This is a genomic window from Kitasatospora sp. NPDC048407, from assembly GCF_043200475.1.
GTDB lineage: Bacteria > Actinomycetota > Actinomycetes > Streptomycetales > Streptomycetaceae > Kitasatospora.
In genome coordinates this window covers 56197-71828 of the sequence record NZ_JBICXW010000030.1, presented here as the reverse complement: position 1 = coordinate 71828, position 15632 = coordinate 56197, and the positions used below count along the sequence as shown (strand labels likewise).

The following is a 15632-nucleotide window of genomic DNA, read 5'->3' as shown; positions in this document are numbered from 1 at the left end:
AAGCTAAGCCTCACAGCGCCGATGGTACTGCAGGGGGGACCCTGTGGGAGAGTAGGACGCCGCCGAACAATCATTCAGGGAAAGCCCCCCGCCTTTTGGCGGGGGGCTTTTTCGCATTTCCGGGACCAGTCACCACCGGTCGGGGTGGACTTAGGTCCACCTGAAAGACGGGTGGCACGGCCAATGTGCCGGCCGGGGTGCCGGGGAGAGACTAAGAGCGTTCTTGGGGACGGCGATCAATCTCGGGGAGTAGGCCTTGGCGACGACAACATGGTTCGACGGTGGGGCCGTCAGGTCCGTTGTGGGGGAGCGCCTGCGGGCAGGGGTGCGGGCCTGGGGGCAGGGCGTGGTGATGGCGGTGGCGGCGGCTGCGGGGCCGGTGGTGCCGGTGTTGGCGGCGGTGTTCACGGCGCTGGCGGCGGTTCAGCTGTTCGATGGGGGGCCGCTCGCGCCGTTCGTTGCGGCGCCGAGTGCGATTGTGGTGGGGGCGTCGGTGCTGTACCTGCTCGTGCGGCACGGTGCGGCGTGGACGCGGCACCGTGTGGAGCAGGTGTCCGGGGAGCCCTGGCGGGTGGTGTATTCGACGCGGGAGGCGTTGGAGCAGGACGCGCGCGGGTTCTGGTGGACGGGGGCCTCGTACCACCGGAGGCTGGAGGTGGCGCGGCTGGTGCAGTTCGTGCAGTGGGCGGTGCGGGATCGGCAGGTGCGGCGGGAGGGGCTGTGGCTGCTGGCGAATCCGGTGGGCGTGGTGGCGTTGCTGGGCGTGCCGATGGTGCTGGTCTGGGGCGGGCTCATTTTCGTATTGACGGCGCAAGCGGACCACCGGGTTTTCTTCGGGTTCTACAACCACCTGATGAACTTGCTGATCTCTGCGCTCATCGGTGGGGCCATAATGACGGTCGGACTGCTGGCGATGCCGCGGGCGGTGCGGGCCCATCACGAGCTGGCGTGCCGGGTGCTGGGCGGTGGGCCGGAACAGAGCCGGGCCCAACTGACCGAACGGGTAGCGCATCTGACGGAGACTCGGGCCGACGCGGTGGACGCGCAGGCCGCGGAGTTGCGGCGGATCGAGCGGGATCTGCACGACGGGGCGCAGGCGCGGCTGGTGGCGATCGGGCTGACGCTGGGGACGATCGAGCACCTGATGACGAGTGACCAGACTGCGGCGCGGGAGTTGCTGGCAGAGGCACGGGAGTCCTCGGCGAAGGCGTTGCAGGAGCTGCGGGATCTGGTCCGGGGCATCCACCCGCCGGTGCTGGCGGAGCGCGGACTGCCGGATGCGATACGGGAGTTGGCGCTGACGGCGGTGGTGCCGACGGAGGTGACGGTGAGCCTGCCGGCGCGTCCGGAGGCGTCGTTGGAGACGGCGGTGTACTTCAGCGTCAGTGAGCTGCTGGCGAATGCGGCGAAGCACGCGCGGGCGAGGCAGGTGTGGGTGGATGTGCTGCACCGGGCGGGTCGGCTGCGGGTGGTGGTGACGGACGACGGGCACGGGGGTGCGCGGATGGAGACGGGTGGCGGATTGCGCGGGATCGAGAGGCGGTTGGGTACGTTCGACGGAGTGATCTCGCTCGACAGTCCTGTGGGCGGGCCGACCACCATCACGATGGAGTTGCCGTGCGCGTTGTCCTCGCCGAGGATCTCTACCTCCTTCGCCAAGGCCTGACGCGGCTGCTGGAGGTCCACGGGTTCACCATCGCGGCTGCGGTGGAGACCGGGCCCGACCTGCTGGCGGCGCTGCTGTCGGAGCGGCCGGACGTCGCGGTGGTGGACGTCCGGCTGCCGCCGACGCTGACGGACGAGGGGCTGCAGGCGGCGTTGGCGGCACGTCGGGAGATACCGGGCCTGCCGGTGCTGGTGCTGTCGCAGCACGTCCAGCAGTTGTACGCACGGGAGTTGCTGGCGGACGGCACCGGCGGGGTGGGCTACCTGCTGAAGGACCGGGTGTTCAACGCGGACCAGTTCGTGGACGCGGTGCGCCGGGTGGCGGCCGGCGGGACGGCGATGGATCCGGACGTGATCGGGCGGCTGCTGCAGCACAACGCGGGTTCGGAGCCGTTGCAGCGGCTGTCGCCGCGCGAGCGGGAGGTGCTGGGGCTGATGGCGGAGGGCTGCTCGAACTCGGCGATCGGTGCGCGGCTGACGATCAGTGACGGGGCGGTGGCCAAGCACATCGCGAACATCTTCGGGAAGTTGGAGCTGTCCCCCACCGAGGACGGCAACCGCCGGGTGCTCGCGGTGCTGGCGTACCTGAACGGCGCGGCAGAGCGGCCGGCCGCCGGGTAGCGCCCGGGCGGGTCCGGCGAGACGTCGTCGTGCGATTGTGCGCGGCCTGCGACGGCGTGCGTGAGTGCGGTGCGCGCGGTGGTGCGGACCAGTGGAGGAGTGGTGCCGGTCCGGCCTGGCGACATGGGTGAACGCCCGTGCGAGTAGTATCCGGTGGGCCGAGTCTGTCAACGGCGCATCAACACCGGGTTGTCCCGCGGTCGTGCGCCCCGGGCGGGGACGTGTACTCGGCGGCTACAGGTCCTACGGCAGCTGCCGAGTCCCAGGGGTTGATCACTGAATGGCACGTCCTTCCCTTACCCGCGCGCACCGTGCTCTGCTGGGCGTGGTGGCCGTCGGCGCGTGTGTGATCTCGGGCATCGGTTTCGCGGGGTCGTACAACTCGGTGCGGGACCTGGCGATCGAGAAGGGCTTCGGTGCCTTCGCCTACGCGTTCCCGATAGGCGTCGACGCGGGCATCGTGGTGCTGCTCGCGCTGGACCTGGTGCTGACCTGGCTGCGGATCCCGTTCCCGTTGCTGCGTCAGACGGCGTGGCTGCTGACGGCGGCGACCATCGCGTTCAACGCGGCGGCGTCCTGGGGCGACGCGCTGGGCATGGCGATGCACGCGGTGATCCCGGTGCTGTTCGTGGTGGTGGTCGAGGCTTCCCGGCACGCGGTGGGACGGATCGCGGCGATAACCGCGGACCGGCACATGGAGTCGGTGCGGCTGATGCGTTGGGTGCTTTCGCCGGTGCCGACGTTCCGGCTGTGGCGCCGGATGAAGCTGTGGGAGCTGCGCTCGTACGACGAGACGGTGCGGCTGGAGCAGAACCGGCTGGTGTACCGCGCGCAGCTGCGGTTCCGGTACGGGCGGGGCTGGCGGAAGTCGGCACCGTTCCAGGCGCTGCTGCCGCTGAAGCTGGCGAAGTACGGCGTGCCGCTGGACCCGACGATCCTGGACCGGATCGACGGCCCGCTCCAGGTGCACGGCGGTGCGGCGCCCGAGACCGAGGAGACGGTGCAGGCGGACCGTCCGGTGCCGGCTGCCGCTCAGGTGACGCAGGGTCAGCCGCCGGCGATCGGTGCGGCGGTACCGAACCAGGGCCAGGCCGCCGGGCCCGCCGCGGCGCCCGCCCCCGCGCCCGCAGCTGCGAAGCCGAAGCCGCAGCAGGCGGTGCCGCCGGTGTCGGCGGCGGTCGCGGTGCCGACGCTGGCGAAGCTGGCCGCGGTGCGGCTGCGGGACCAGCAGGACCCGGAGGCCGCGCAGGCCGCGCCGGTGGTGGACCGCTCCTCGGAGCTGAACGTGTGGACGGCCCGTCCGGTGCGCTCGCACCTGGCGGAGACCGACCAGGTGCACACGGCCCGGGTGCCGGGCCAGGCGTCGCCGTGGTTCAAGGCCCCGCGCCCGCAGGACGAGGCCGAGCCGGGTCGCCCGCAGTCGGGCTACCAGCCGGGCGACACGTACCCGGAGCAGGACTACGCGGACCAGGGCTACGGCGAGCCGGGGTACCCGGAGCAGGACGGCTACGACGAGGGCTACCGTCCGGCCGGCGCCGAGCCGGAGCGGGTGATGGCGAACGGCCGCGGCCCGTCCCGTCCGCAGGGTCCGTACGCGCCGCAGGCCGCACACGCGCCCCAGCCCCAGCAGCAGCCGATGCAGGATCAGGAGGCCGAGCCGATCCGGCTGGGCGGCCGGCCGCTGCGGCTGGACGCGATGATGGAGGCGGAGACGCTGCCCTTCGACCAGGGCGCGGAGGAGACCCCGGCCCGCCGTCCGTTCGCGGGCGGGGCGGAGCCGCTGGACGCGGACGAGTGCTTCGCCGCCCTGGTCGGCTACATGGAGGAGAACCAGCGCCAGCCGGACGAGCGCCGCTTCGCCGAGTACCTGTCGCAGCGCGGCGTCCCGGGCTCGCGTGCGGACGGCGGCGTGGCGGTGAAGGACGTCGAGAAGATCTGGGACGAGCTCCAGGAGCGGTACATGGAGTCGGGCCGGGAGTGACCGTTCCTCTCCTGCGGTGACGCCGCCTCAACTCGTCGTTGCACCGCACCCCTCGCGCCATGGCCGCCCGCCGGATCTCCCGGCGGGCGGCCATTGACGCTGTGGTGGGGCAGCACTACCTTCGCCGGACCGTTTCGTTGAGCCGTGCGGTGAGTGAAGGAGCCCCGGATGCCACAGCCCGCTCAGCCCGGACCCGCCCGGCAGGTCGCGTTCTCGGACGCCGCCCGGGCCGCCGTTGAGGCGCTGCTGGCGCCGGTGGACGCCGAACTGACGCGCCGCTACCCGGGCGAGCGGCCCGGCCGGCAGCCCGTCCACACCGTGTACGTGCCGGCGGACGCGTTCGGGGCGCACACCGTCCGCGAGTGGGGCGCGCAGGCGCTCGACGTGTTCGACCGGCACGCCGGGACGCCCTCGCGCCTGGCGCAGGCGCTCGGCGTGCCCGACGACGCGCTGCTCGCGGACGTGCACGCCCGGGTGCGGGCCAAGCTGGCGCGCGAGCCGATCGAGGACCTGCGGATCGACTTCGAGGACGGCTACGGGCAGCGCCCCGACGCCGAGGAGGACGCCGAGGCGGTGCGGGCGGCGAAGCTGGTGGCCGCGGCGGCGGCCGACGGCAGCGCGCCGCCGTACGTCGGTATCCGCACCAAGTGCCTGGAGGCCGCCGTCCGGGCCCGCGGCATCCGCACCCTGGAGGTGTTCCTCGGCACCCTGCTGGCCGAGGGCGGGCTGCCCGACGGCCTGCGGCTCACCCTGCCGAAGGTCAGCCACCCCGCGCAGGTCACCGCGCTGGCCCGGCTGTTGGCGGACTTCGAGCGGCGGGCGGGGCTGGCCGCGGGGCGGCTCGGGTTCGAGATCCAGATCGAGACCACGCAGGCCGTCCTCGGCCCGGACGGCCGGGCCACCGTCGCGCTGCTGATCGGGGCCGCCGAGGGCCGGGCCACCGGGCTGCACTACGGCACCTTCGACTACAGCGCCGCCTGCGGGGTCGCCGCGGCCCAGCAGAGCCCGGACCATCCGGTCGCCGACCACGCCAAGGCCGTCATGCAGGTCGCCGCGGCCGGCACCGGCGTCCGGCTCTCCGACGGCTCCACCAACGTGCTCCCCATCGGCTCCGTCGAGCAGGTGCACGCCGCCTGGCGGCTGCACCACGGCCTGGTCCGCCGCGCGCTGGCCCGTGCCTACTACCAGGGCTGGGACCTGCACCCCGCCCAACTGCCCACCCGCTACGCCGCCGTGTACGCCTTCCACCGCGAGGGCCTGGACGCCGCCTGCGCCCGGCTCGCCGGATACCTCGCCAAGTCCGCCGGCGCGGTGCTGGACGAGCCCGCCACCGCCCGCGCCCTCAGCGGCCAGCTGCTGCGCGGCCTGGACTGCGGCGCCCTCGACCCCGCCGAGATCACCGCCCGCACCGGCCTGGACCGGGCCGCCCTGCACGCGCTGGCGGGCCGCTGAGCGGCCACGGCCCCGCGTGACCCGGAGCCGAGGCCCTAGGCTGGTCGGCGAGACCGGTGGCCGCTGTTCGAGGCGGTGCCGGGTGGAGAGCGACAGCGGAGAGCACCAGCGTCATGGCCGAGCCGAGCCCGAAGCCGTACCTGACCGTCCGGGGCGATGGCAGTCACGAGTTGGAGATCAAGAAGTCCCGGTTCATCTGCCACCTGGCCCGGGTCGCGGACGAGGAGGCGGCGCAGGCCTTCATCGCGGCGATCCGCAAGCAGTACTGGGACGCCCGGCACAACTGCACGGCGTTCGTGGTGGGGGAGGAGCAGCCGCGCGAGCGGTCCAGCGACGACGGCGAGCCGGCCGGGACGGCGGGCGTGCCGATGCTGGAGGTGCTGCGGCGCCGCGGGGTGACCGACACGGTCGCGGTGGTGACCCGGTACTTCGGCGGGATCAAGCTGGGCGCGGGCGGCCTGGTCCGGGCGTACGGGTCGGCGGTGTCGGAGGCGCTGGACGAGATCGGGCTGCTGGAGCGGCGTCCGGTCGCGCTGCTGTCGGTGGCCGTGGACCACACCCGGGCCGGGCGGCTGGAGAACGACGTGCGGGCGGCCGGGTACACGGTGGCCGGGCTGGAGTACCTGGCGGACGGGGTGCGGATCGAAGTGGGCGTCCCCGAGCCGGAGGTGACGGAGTTCCACACCTGGCTGGCCGAGGCGACCGGCGGTTCGGCCGGCGCGCAGGCGGCCGGGCGGACCTTCGTCGAGGTCGAGGTCTGAGCGGTTCACGAGGGCCCGCGCGGTCCGACAGGACTGCGCGGCCCGGGGCGTGACGGGGCGCCCGGTGGGGCCCGAACCGCGGTCGTTTTCGGCCAATTTCCAGGGCCGGCGCGGGTGTCGGGCGGACGGCATCAACCGCGGGCGGGCGGGTAGCAGAGGCGGCGCGGGCGGAGTTCCGGTTGCCGTCCGATGACACCCGAACGAAGGAAACGGGGCCGGAGTAGGAACTTCCCCTCATGGTCACTTCGTCTCCTAGACAGGACACCACGATCCGGCACGGCATCGGAAGGAGGACTCGCAGACCGCAGCACCGTACTTCGGGAGGTTCCGCGTATGCCCACCGACCATGCCCAGCCGCCCTATCGGCTGACGGCCGCGACACCCCGCCCGCACCACGACACGACCGCCCTCGTCGACCACCTGCTCGCCGCCTGGCTGAAGGCGGAAGGCCACGACGAGCCCCCGCCCCGCGAGCACGGGGCCCTGCCGGAGCGACTACGGCTCGGCGACCGGGTGCTGCTGGACCGCGACGGCGGACCGCTGCCCGGCCGCGGCCCCGAAGCCCGCTACAGCCGCCGCCGGCTGCGCACCCCCGCTCCGCACGGTATCGACCAACTCACCCTCATCCTCGCCGCCGAGGAGGCCGACGGCCCGACCCGGCTGCGCGTCGAGGCCGAACACCTGCCCGCCGGGCCCGCGTTGGCCGGCCACGGCCGCGTCCCCGTCCCGGAGCTCGTCCGCCGGCTGCTGCCGCTGCTGGACGCCACCGAGGGCCCGGTGCCGCTGGCGGTCGCCCCGCGCCTGCTCGGGCCCGCGGACCTGGACGACCTGATCGACGAACTGTGCGACCCGGAACGGCAGTTGCCGACGGTGGTGGCCAGCGTGCCGCCCGCCGTGCCGATCGAGCAGTGGCAGGACGAGGTGCTCGGCCCGCTGCTGCGTCAACTCCCGGGCCTGGCCTCGATGTACGTGCTCGGGCACACCGCGCTGCCACGGTTCAACCTGGCCCTCGAGTACCACAAGGTGTACGGCGGCGCGGTCCGCACCTTCCTGCCCGACGTCGACCCGGCGTCCCGCGCCGACGCCGCCCGGCACCCCGTCCTGCCGCGCCAGCGGATCGACGAGAACCTGCGCCGCGCCGCCGCCCTGCTGGCCCGCGAGCCGCGCCGGGTGGCCGCCCAACTCGCGCCGCCCGCCCCGCTGGACGCGGTGCCGCAACTGTGGCTGCCGCCCGAGGTGCGCAGGGCCCCCGAGCGCCCCGCGCACCCGGCGGTCCGGCTGGAACGCTGCCGGCTGCGGGTCGAGCAGCCCCGCCCGCCGCGCCGCTCCCGGTGCGGCACCGACCCGGTCAGCTTCGGCGAACTGGTCGACCGCTTCGGCGAGTTCCCGCTGCTGGAGTTCACCGGCGACAGCAAGGAGACGCTCGCCCTGGACGGCCAGGCCGACGGCCCCGGCTGGGCCCGGCTCACCTGGGACGGCCTGACCGCGCTCCAGGAGTACGCGGACGCCGCCGTGCGCGGCGAGGCCGGCGGCGACTTCAAGCAGTGGTGCGAGCACACCCCGCCCGGCTGCCACCGCTTCCCGCCGCGCAAGGCGGTCCGCGGCGAGTCCCGCACCGTCGCCAGCCACGGCAAGTGGAAGCGCCAGCGGATGCTGCCGGTCCCCGCCGTCGTCGACTCCTCCTGCCGCGCCTTCATGGGCGCCCACCTGCGGATCGGCGGTGGCGGCACCGCCCCCCGGGTGCACTACCTGGACGACTGTTCGGGCAGTGGCCGGATCTACGTCGGCTACATCGGACTGCACCTGACCAACACCCGCACCAACTGAACCGCCGCGCCCGATCCGGGCTCCCGAGGGCCGCCCCCGGGAGCCCGGATCGGGCACGGTCGGCTGATCCTGCGTCAACGCTCGGCCAAACCCCGAAGGTTGGCTGACCCGGAGCGCCGGACGGGGGACAATGCTGATCGGGCCCCCGCCGACGGCGGCCCTCCGACGTGCGCCGGACGAGCAGGGGGAACGACCGCCGATGCAGCATCCATCCGAGGGCCGCGCCGACGGCACCGCCACGGTGCTCCAGCCCGGGTTCCTCGCCTCGCTGTTCCGCGAACTCGGCGCCGACGAGGACGAGCCGCCCGCACCCGTCTTCGTCCCCGCGCCCGCCGCACCCCCGTCCGAGCCCGCCGTCGCAGCAGCACCCGCGCCCGCCGCCGTCCCCGCACCCGCCGTCGTTCCCGAGCCGGGTTCCGTTCCCGAGCCGGACGGCGTGGCCGACCCGGTGGCCGCGCACGGCCGGGCCGCCGCGCGCACCCACCACCGCACCCTCGCCGTGCAGGCCGACCACGAACGCCTCGCCGACCTGCTGCGCCGGGCCGCCCAACCGGTCTCCGCGATGGACTTCGAGAGCCAGCTGCGCAGCTACCGCCCCAAGCCGTACCCGGACGCCGCGCCGGACGCCGAACCCGAGCCCGCCTGGGCCGACTTCGCCCCGCCCGAGCCCGTCGACAGCGACCCCGACCAGCCCCGTTCGCGCCGCCTGCTCGACTCCGGCTACCAGCGCGAACTCGCCCAGGCCCGGCTGCGCCACCAGCGCGCGCTGCGCGAGTGGCGCACCCGGCAGGCCGACCTGGCCGACAGTGGTGCGGTCGCCGCCCGGCAGGCCCACGAGGAGGCCGAACAGGCCCGCGCCCGGGCCGTCCAGGAGTACAACGACAGCCTGGAGGAGTGCCGCCGCGCGTACCGGCTGGCCGAGCCGGCCGCCGTCGAATCGCTGCTGGAACGCGCCCTGGCCGCCGCCGAAGGCTCCACCCGCGATCTGCCGGCCCCCTGCCACGCGGTGTTCCGGGCGCTGACCCGCACCGCCGTCCTCGACCTCGACCTGCCGCCGCTGGACACCGTCCCCGCGCTGTCCGGCTACCGGCTCACCGAGGACGGCACCGTCGAGCCGGTCCACCGCCCCGACGCCGATGTCCGCGCGGACTACCTGCGGCTGGCCGCCCGCCTCGCGCTGCGCGCCCTGCAGGCCGCCGACGCCGTCGACACCGACGACGTGCTGGCCGGCGTCGTGCTGAACGGCTGGTTGCGGCTGCCCGGCCGCCCCCCGCGCTGCCTGCTCAGCGTGGACGCCGACCGCGACGCGCTGGCCCGCACCCGGCTGGTCCCCGATTCCGGACATCTCGGCGACGACGGCGTGTACGCGGACGCCGAGCACGACGAGTCGCTGCTGCGGCTGCGCGCGCTCGCCGCCGTGATCACCCCCGACCCGTACGCGGACGAGGCGGTGGTGCCCTGGGGGACCGCCGACGCCGCGGTCCCCGCGCTCGGCGAACTGTCGCCCGGCGAATTCGCCCTGCTGGTCCGGGCGGTGCTCACCGCCGGCGGCCTGGAGGGCTGGAGCGTGCGGCTGCGCGGCCCGGCCGGACTGGTCGCCACCGCCGAGGGCCAGCCCGGCAGCCGGCTGCCCGGACGCTGGGTGGTGTGGGCGTCCCGCGGCCCCGCGCCCGTCACCGCCGAGGAGATCGCCACGCTGTCCGAGGCCGTCCGCGAGGAGGGCGCCGACCGGGGCCTGCGGATGACCTGCGGGCAGTTCACCGACGAGGCGGTGGACCTGACCACCGAGGAGCGCCACCAGCGGATCCACCTGGTCGACGGCCAGGGCATCCGCGAACTCGCCCTCACCCACCTGGCGCTGCCACTGACGTCCTGACGGCCCGTCGGAAACCCCGGCGGGTCCCGTCCGGCCTTCTCCCGTTCCGCCGTTCGAGGTGACAGGCTTGGGCCGTGGAGAACGGATACCTCGGCCGGCGCCCGGTCGAGAACGCAGAACGGCACACCGCCGAGGCCCGCGAACAGGCGATGGCCGGGATGTACGCCGAGTGCGGCCTGCTGCGCGAACTCGCGGACGCCGCCGGCGTGCAACTCGACGACACCGTCGACTCGCTGACCGCGCTCGACCAACTGCTGCCGCGCTGGCGCGACGACCCGCAGGTCTCCCAGTGGCTGGGCATCGACGCCGGCCTCTACCTCGGCACGGTGATCCGCCGCCGGATCCCCGGCTCGGCTTGGCGGCTCGCCTTCGACGGCCGCCCGCTGATGGTCCTGGCCACCGGCTTCGAGCTCGACGTCACCGCCCTCGGCGCCGACTGGGCCGAGCAGGGCGCCCCGCAGCTCGCCGCCGTCTACCGGGCCGCCGGGGACGGCTGACGCGCAATCACGCGCGGCGGCGGCTCACCCCGGTGGGTCCGCCGGACGGCGCGGCCACGGGGCGGCCCGCACAGTGGAGCGCAGGGCCCGGCACCGACCGGCCCGGGCCGGACGACTGGGCAGCCGTGGGCAGCGGTCCGCGCAGCCGTCCGGCCCTCGGCGCGAGTCGGGGGAGGCCGAAACTGACCGCCGTGCTGGTCGCCGCGGGCGCCTTCCTGATGACGCTGATCGGCGGCTTCGTCGCGCAGCGCACCGGCGACCGCCGCCACCTGGTGCTCGGTTTCGCCGCCGGACTGATGCTCGGCGTGGTCGCCTTCGACCTGCTCCCCGAGGCGATGGAGCAGGCCCCCGAGAGACTCCACGGCGTGCCCGAGGCGCTGCTGATGTTCGCCGCCGGCTTCCTGCTGATCCACGTGGTGGAGCGGGCCGTCGCCATCCACCGCGGCCACGAGGGCGAGTACGCCGCGCACAGCCACGGACACGGGCCCGGGCATCGGCACCGCGAACAGGGCGTCGGGTTGGCCGCCGCGTCCGCGCTGGTGCTGCACAGCATGATGGACGGCTTCGCGATCGGCGCCGCCTTCCAGGCCGGCACCACGGTCGGCGCGGTGGTCGCCGTCGCCGTCGTCGCGCACGACTTCGCGGACGGCTTCAACACCTACACGATCACCCGGCTGTACGGGAACAACCGGCGGCGGGCCGTCGCGCTGCTGGCCGCCGACGCCGTCGCCCCCGTCACCGGCGCCGCGATCACGCTGCTGTTCACCATCCCGGAGCACCTCCTCGGGCTGTACCTCGGGTTCTTCGCCGGGTTCCTGATGTACCTGGCGACCTCCGACATCCTGCCGGAGGCGCACAGCCCGCACCCCTCGCGCACCACCCTGGTCTGCACCCTGCTGGGCGTCGGATTCATGTGGCTGGTGGTCGGGCTGACCTGACGTCCGGGTCAGAGGTCCAGGGCGGCCCAGTGCCGGCGCAGCGCGTCCAGGGTGGCGGTGACGGCGGGGCGGCGCGAGGTCTGGGTGCGCCACAGGACGTGCACCCGGCGGAACGGCCGCGGGGTGACCGGGCGGGCGGCGACCCCCGGCGGGAGCGGGCCTCGGCCCAGCCGGGGGACCAGGCCGAGGCCGAGGCCGGCCGCGATCAGCGCGATCTGGCTCTCGAACTCGCCGACCTGGTAGCGGACGTCCGGCTCCTCGCCGATCTCGCGCATGGTGTGCAGCAGCCAGTCGTGGCAGATGTTGCCCGGCGGCACGCTGGTCCAGCGCTGCCCGCGCAGCTCCGTCATGGGGACGGCGTCGAGCGCCGCCAGCGGGTGGGCGACGGGCAGCAGCAGATCGACCGGATCGGTGCCCAGGTCGAGCCGGTCCAGGCCCTCCTGCACCGGCAGCGGCACGGACGCCCAGTCCTGCACCACCGCCAGGTCCACCTCGCCGCGGGCCACCAGCTCGGCCGCCGGGTACGGGTCGCTCTCCAGCAGCCTGACCTCCAACTCGGGGTAGTCGGCGTGGAGTTCGGCGAGCACGCCGGGCAGCAGGCCGCGCGAGGCGGTGGCGAAGGCGGCGACCAGCAGCCGCCCGGTGGCCCGGCCGCGCTGCTCCTCCAGCGTCACCTCGGCCTGCTCGACCAGCGCCAGCACCCGCTGCGCGGTGTCCGCCAACCCACGTGCGGCGTCGGTGAGTTGGATGCCCCGACCCTGGCGCTCCAGCAGCACGGTGCGGGTCTCGCGTTCGAGCTTGGCGATCTGCTGGGAGATCGCGGACGGGGTGAAGCCGAGCGCCGTCGCGGCGCCGCCGACCGAGCCGTGCACGGCGACCGCGTGCAGGGCGCGCAGGCGTCCCAGATCCATCATGCAGCAATGCTAAACAGTTTGGTTGAGAAACTCTCGCTGGTGCTGAACGGTCGCTGCGGGCCATGCTCGAGCCATGCCGTCTTCCGCTTCGCCCTCGTCCGCCATGAGGCCCCGTCATGTCGCGCTGGCCGTGCTGATCGCCGCCGTCTGGGGCCTGAACTTCGTGCTGATCGAGGTCGGTCTGCACGACTTCCCGCCGCTGCTGTTCTGCGCGCTGCGGTTCGCCGTGGTGGCGCTGCCCGCGGTGTTCCTCGTCGGCCCGCCCCGGGTGGCATGGCGCTGGGTGCTCGCGGTCGGGGTGGCGCTCGGCGTGGTGAAGTTCGGGCTGCTGTTCCTCGGCATGCACGCCGGCATGCCGGCCGGACTGTCCTCACTGGTGCTGCAGGGCCAGGCCGGGTTCACCGCGCTGTTCGCCGCCGGGCTGCTGCGCGAACGGCCCACCCCGGTGCGGACCGCCGGCCTCGTGGTGGCCTTCGCCGGCATCGCGGTGGCCGCCGTCGACCGCGGCCTGCACGGCCCGGCCGGCGCCTTCGCGCTGCTGATCGGCTCGGCCGCGGCCTGGGGCCTGGCCAACGTGCTGACCCGCAAGGCCGCCCCGCCGGACGCGCTGCGCTGGATGGTGTGGGTCTCCGCGGTGCCGCCGCTGCCACTGCTCGGCCTGTCCCTGCTGGTCGAGGGCCCGGCCGCGGACTGGGCCGCGCTGCGCGGCATCAGCTGGGCGGGCGTCGGCGTGGTGCTGTACGTCGGGCTGGTCTCCACGCTGTTCGGCTTCGTCGCCTGGAGCCACCTGCTGCGCCGCTACGACGCCTCGGTGGTCGCCCCGTTCTCGCTGCTGGTGCCGGTGTTCGGGATGTCCTCGGCGGCGCTGCTGCTCGGCGAGCGGTTCAGCCCGGCGGCGGGCGCGGCGACGGTGCTGGTGATCGCCGGGATCGGGCTGGGCGCGGTGCCCGCTACGGTCTGGGCCCGGTTTCGTACGCCTCCTCGGCGTGACGCAGCGCCCGCAGCAGAGCGTCCTGCTCGGCAGGGCTGACCGGGCCGAAGTACTGCTGGGCGACCTCGTGCCGGACCTGCGAGATCCGCTCCAGCGCGCCGTGCCCGGCGGCGGTCAGGACCAGGCGCACCGCCCGGCGGTCGGCCGGGTCGGGGGTGCGGGCGACCAGGCCGGCCTCCTCCAGGGCGTCGACCACGGTGGTCGCCGAACGCGGCGCGATGTGCAGGCGCTCGGCGAGCTCGCTCAGCCGCATGGTCTCGGCGCTCTCGCAGCCGGGTGCGTGGGCGAGCGTGCGCAGTGCCCGGGCCTGGGCCGGGGTGATGCCGTACGGCTCCAGCCGCTGCATGGTCCGCCGGCGGATCCGCTTCATCGCCCGGGTGAGGGCGTCGGCGAGTTCCGCGGCGGTGTCGGCCGGGCCGGGGGAGGTCATGGGCACAGGGTAGCGGTCGGCCTGCCGCCGTCCGGAGGGCGATCGGTCCCGGCTCGAAAAGATGTTGAGCTTGGCTCAGTAATCGAGTAGCTTAGGGCAGCCTAAGTCGTCCGTGCATCGAGGAGTTCCGCCATGGCCCGCTCCACCGCCCGAGTCGCCACCGACCGTCCCGCCCGCTACGCCAAGCAGCTCGCCGCCCACATGGGCCGCAAGGTCCCCGCCGAGTGGTCCGAGGAGACCGGCCGCGGCTCGCTGGTCTTCGGCGCCGGGCAGGCCGAACTCACCGCCGAGGACGGCGCGCTGCTGCTCGCCGTCGAGGGCGCCGAGGAGAACCTGCCCCAGCTGGAGGACGTGGTCGGCCGCCACCTGGTCCGCTTCGGCACCCGTGACGAGCTGGTGGTCGCCTGGCAGCGGGAGGGCGGCGAGGCCGGCACCGTCCAGCGCCTGACCGGCGAGGAGGGCTGACCGGCTGCCCGCTCTCAGCTCTGCCGCAGCGGCGGCATCGGCACCGGCACGGCGAACGCCGTCGCGCCCGCCCCGACGCCGCCCTCGCAACTGTTCGGCGGCGCCGTGGTCACGCCCCGGGTGGACGGCTTCTCGGCCGCCCAGAACATGAAGCCCAGCAGGCCCGTGCTGGTGCCCGCCCCGTTCGGGGTGGCGTTCTGCACCCAGCTGCCGGTGGCCTTCTGCGCCGAGTTGGCGAAGTCGGTGCACTCCGGACGGATCTGCGAGCCCTCCGCGATGTACAGGCTGCCGGTGAACTTGGCCGGCGCCAGCGGCGGGATCGGCGGGCTGTACGTCGGCTTGCCGTCCAGGTGCTCCTGCCAGTTGGCGGTCGCGGTGGACGCCGAGGGCTGCTTGTTCGGCACCATCGCGTTGGCGTAGTCCAGCACCGGACTGCCCGTGGTCAGCCAGTGAGCGGTGGCGTACTGGTCGATGCCGCTCAGCCAGCGGTCGCCGGCCGCGACGTCGATGGTCAGCCGGGCGGTCGGATCGGCGCCCGAGGCGTCGTACGGGTGGGCGGACCGGTAGGCGTCCACGAAGGCCTGCAGGCCCGTCAGGTTCGGGTTGCTGCTGTTCTCGTAGTCGATCTCGATGCCCACGCCGAGCCTGCCCGCCAGCGCCGCCGCCTTCTGGCCGAGCAGTGTGCCGTTCTGGGCCAGCGCGGAGTCCCAGTCGCCGGTGTAGGTGATGCCGCCGATGGAGAGCATCACCCGGATCCCGCGGGCCGTGAAGTAGTCCACCACCTGCTGGTTCATGCCCACCGGCACGCCCGCGGCGTCCCCCGCGTCGGTGGTGCCGTTCAGCAGCCGCAGCGGATTGACGAAGCTCAGCACCACCACGTTCACCGAGGGCCGGCCGTCGCCGCGGTCGATCAGCCAGTGGTTGGCGGTGTCGAACTCCGCCATGTCCCGGACTTTCGCCCAGGTGCAGGCGTCGTTGCTGCAGTGCCAGGCGCCGTAGACCTGCATCGGGGCGGCCGCCGCCGTCGCGCTCTGCGCCGGCAGCGCCGTCACCGCGAGGGCCAGCAGCGAGGCCGCCACCGAGAAACGCGTCATGGGCATGACTGGGGAACGCACATTCGCCTCCCGGCGATCGCGTGCTGATGGGTGGGGAACAGGGTGCGCGCGAGCCGGAAGGGCGTCAATGGTCCGGACCGAACTGCGAACCGGCGTGGT

The 15632-nt window shown here is 74.2% G+C and carries 14 protein-coding genes; 11 read left to right on the top strand and 3 right to left on the bottom strand.

Annotation, left to right across the window (positions count from 1 at the left end; all coding sequences use genetic code 11):
• Nucleotides 1-352 precede the first annotated feature (352 nt).
• The 9 genes from ACGFWJ_RS33405 to ACGFWJ_RS33365 all read left to right on the top strand — a co-directional run bounded on the left by ACGFWJ_RS33405 (nucleotide 353) and on the right by ACGFWJ_RS33365 (nucleotide 11618).
• Entirely contained in the window at nucleotides 353-1666 is a 1314-nt protein-coding gene (locus tag ACGFWJ_RS33405) for a sensor histidine kinase (RefSeq protein ID WP_392956183.1), read from the top strand.
• Nucleotides 1618-2286: a LuxR C-terminal-related transcriptional regulator gene (locus ACGFWJ_RS33400; protein WP_387649774.1), complete on the top strand. Its 669-nt coding sequence runs from the start codon at nucleotides 1618-1620 to the stop codon at nucleotides 2284-2286. The genes ACGFWJ_RS33405 and ACGFWJ_RS33400 overlap by 49 nt, the downstream gene beginning before the upstream one ends.
• 280 nt (nucleotides 2287-2566) lie before the next feature.
• Nucleotides 2567-4267: a DUF2637 domain-containing protein gene (locus ACGFWJ_RS33395; protein ID WP_392956177.1), complete on the top strand. Its 1701-nt coding sequence runs from the start codon at nucleotides 2567-2569 to the stop codon at nucleotides 4265-4267.
• 168 nt (nucleotides 4268-4435) lie between these two features.
• Nucleotides 4436-5719 (top strand): DUF6986 family protein, encoded by a 1284-nt coding sequence (locus ACGFWJ_RS33390; RefSeq protein WP_392956174.1) that lies wholly within the window; start codon nucleotides 4436-4438, stop codon nucleotides 5717-5719.
• A 113-nt stretch (nucleotides 5720-5832) separates the two neighbouring features.
• Nucleotides 5833-6480: a YigZ family protein gene (locus ACGFWJ_RS33385; RefSeq protein ID WP_392956171.1), complete on the top strand. Its 648-nt coding sequence runs from the start codon at nucleotides 5833-5835 to the stop codon at nucleotides 6478-6480.
• A gap of 333 nt (nucleotides 6481-6813) precedes the next feature.
• Nucleotides 6814-8307, top strand: a complete 1494-nt coding sequence (locus tag ACGFWJ_RS33380) for a hypothetical protein (RefSeq protein WP_392956168.1) — start codon at nucleotides 6814-6816, stop codon at nucleotides 8305-8307.
• Nucleotides 8308-8506: 199 nt separating this feature from the next.
• Nucleotides 8507-10183, top strand: a complete 1677-nt coding sequence (locus tag ACGFWJ_RS33375; RefSeq protein WP_392956165.1) for a restriction endonuclease — start codon at nucleotides 8507-8509, stop codon at nucleotides 10181-10183.
• Nucleotides 10184-10257: 74 nt separating this feature from the next.
• Nucleotides 10258-10680, top strand: coding sequence for a DUF6278 family protein (locus ACGFWJ_RS33370; protein WP_387649758.1), 423 nt, complete (start codon nucleotides 10258-10260; stop codon nucleotides 10678-10680).
• A gap of 218 nt (nucleotides 10681-10898) precedes the next feature.
• Nucleotides 10899-11618: a ZIP family metal transporter gene (locus ACGFWJ_RS33365; protein WP_387649781.1), complete on the top strand. Its 720-nt coding sequence runs from the start codon at nucleotides 10899-10901 to the stop codon at nucleotides 11616-11618.
• A gap of 8 nt (nucleotides 11619-11626) precedes the next feature.
• Here the strand turns inward: ACGFWJ_RS33365 and ACGFWJ_RS33360 are convergent, their stop codons facing one another.
• The gene (locus ACGFWJ_RS33360) at nucleotides 11627-12532 is read right to left on the bottom strand and encodes a LysR family transcriptional regulator (protein WP_392956163.1); all 906 of its coding nucleotides are present in this window, start codon (nucleotides 12530-12532) and stop codon (nucleotides 11627-11629) included.
• Nucleotides 12533-12635: 103 nt separating this feature from the next.
• Here ACGFWJ_RS33360 and ACGFWJ_RS33355 point away from each other — a divergent pair, with 103 nt between their 5' ends.
• The gene (locus ACGFWJ_RS33355) at nucleotides 12636-13562 is read left to right on the top strand and encodes an EamA family transporter (protein ID WP_392956160.1); all 927 of its coding nucleotides are present in this window, start codon (nucleotides 12636-12638) and stop codon (nucleotides 13560-13562) included.
• Here the strand turns inward: ACGFWJ_RS33355 and ACGFWJ_RS33350 are convergent.
• Nucleotides 13483-13953: a MarR family winged helix-turn-helix transcriptional regulator gene (locus tag ACGFWJ_RS33350; RefSeq protein ID WP_387649749.1), complete on the bottom strand. Its 471-nt coding sequence runs from the start codon at nucleotides 13951-13953 to the stop codon at nucleotides 13483-13485. The genes ACGFWJ_RS33355 and ACGFWJ_RS33350 overlap by 80 nt on opposite strands.
• Before the next feature lie 132 nt (nucleotides 13954-14085).
• On the opposite strand from ACGFWJ_RS33350, the gene ACGFWJ_RS33345 reads away from it, so the two are divergent.
• Complete coding sequence (locus tag ACGFWJ_RS33345) at nucleotides 14086-14418, top strand: DUF2218 domain-containing protein (protein ID WP_387649746.1); 333 nt, start codon at nucleotides 14086-14088, stop codon at nucleotides 14416-14418.
• Between the two features lie 14 nt (nucleotides 14419-14432).
• Here ACGFWJ_RS33345 and ACGFWJ_RS33340 read toward each other — a convergent pair whose 3' ends face one another.
• Nucleotides 14433-15512, bottom strand: a complete 1080-nt coding sequence (locus ACGFWJ_RS33340; RefSeq protein ID WP_392956157.1) for a glycoside hydrolase family 18 protein — start codon at nucleotides 15510-15512, stop codon at nucleotides 14433-14435.
• Between the last annotated feature and the right edge of the window lie 120 nt (nucleotides 15513-15632).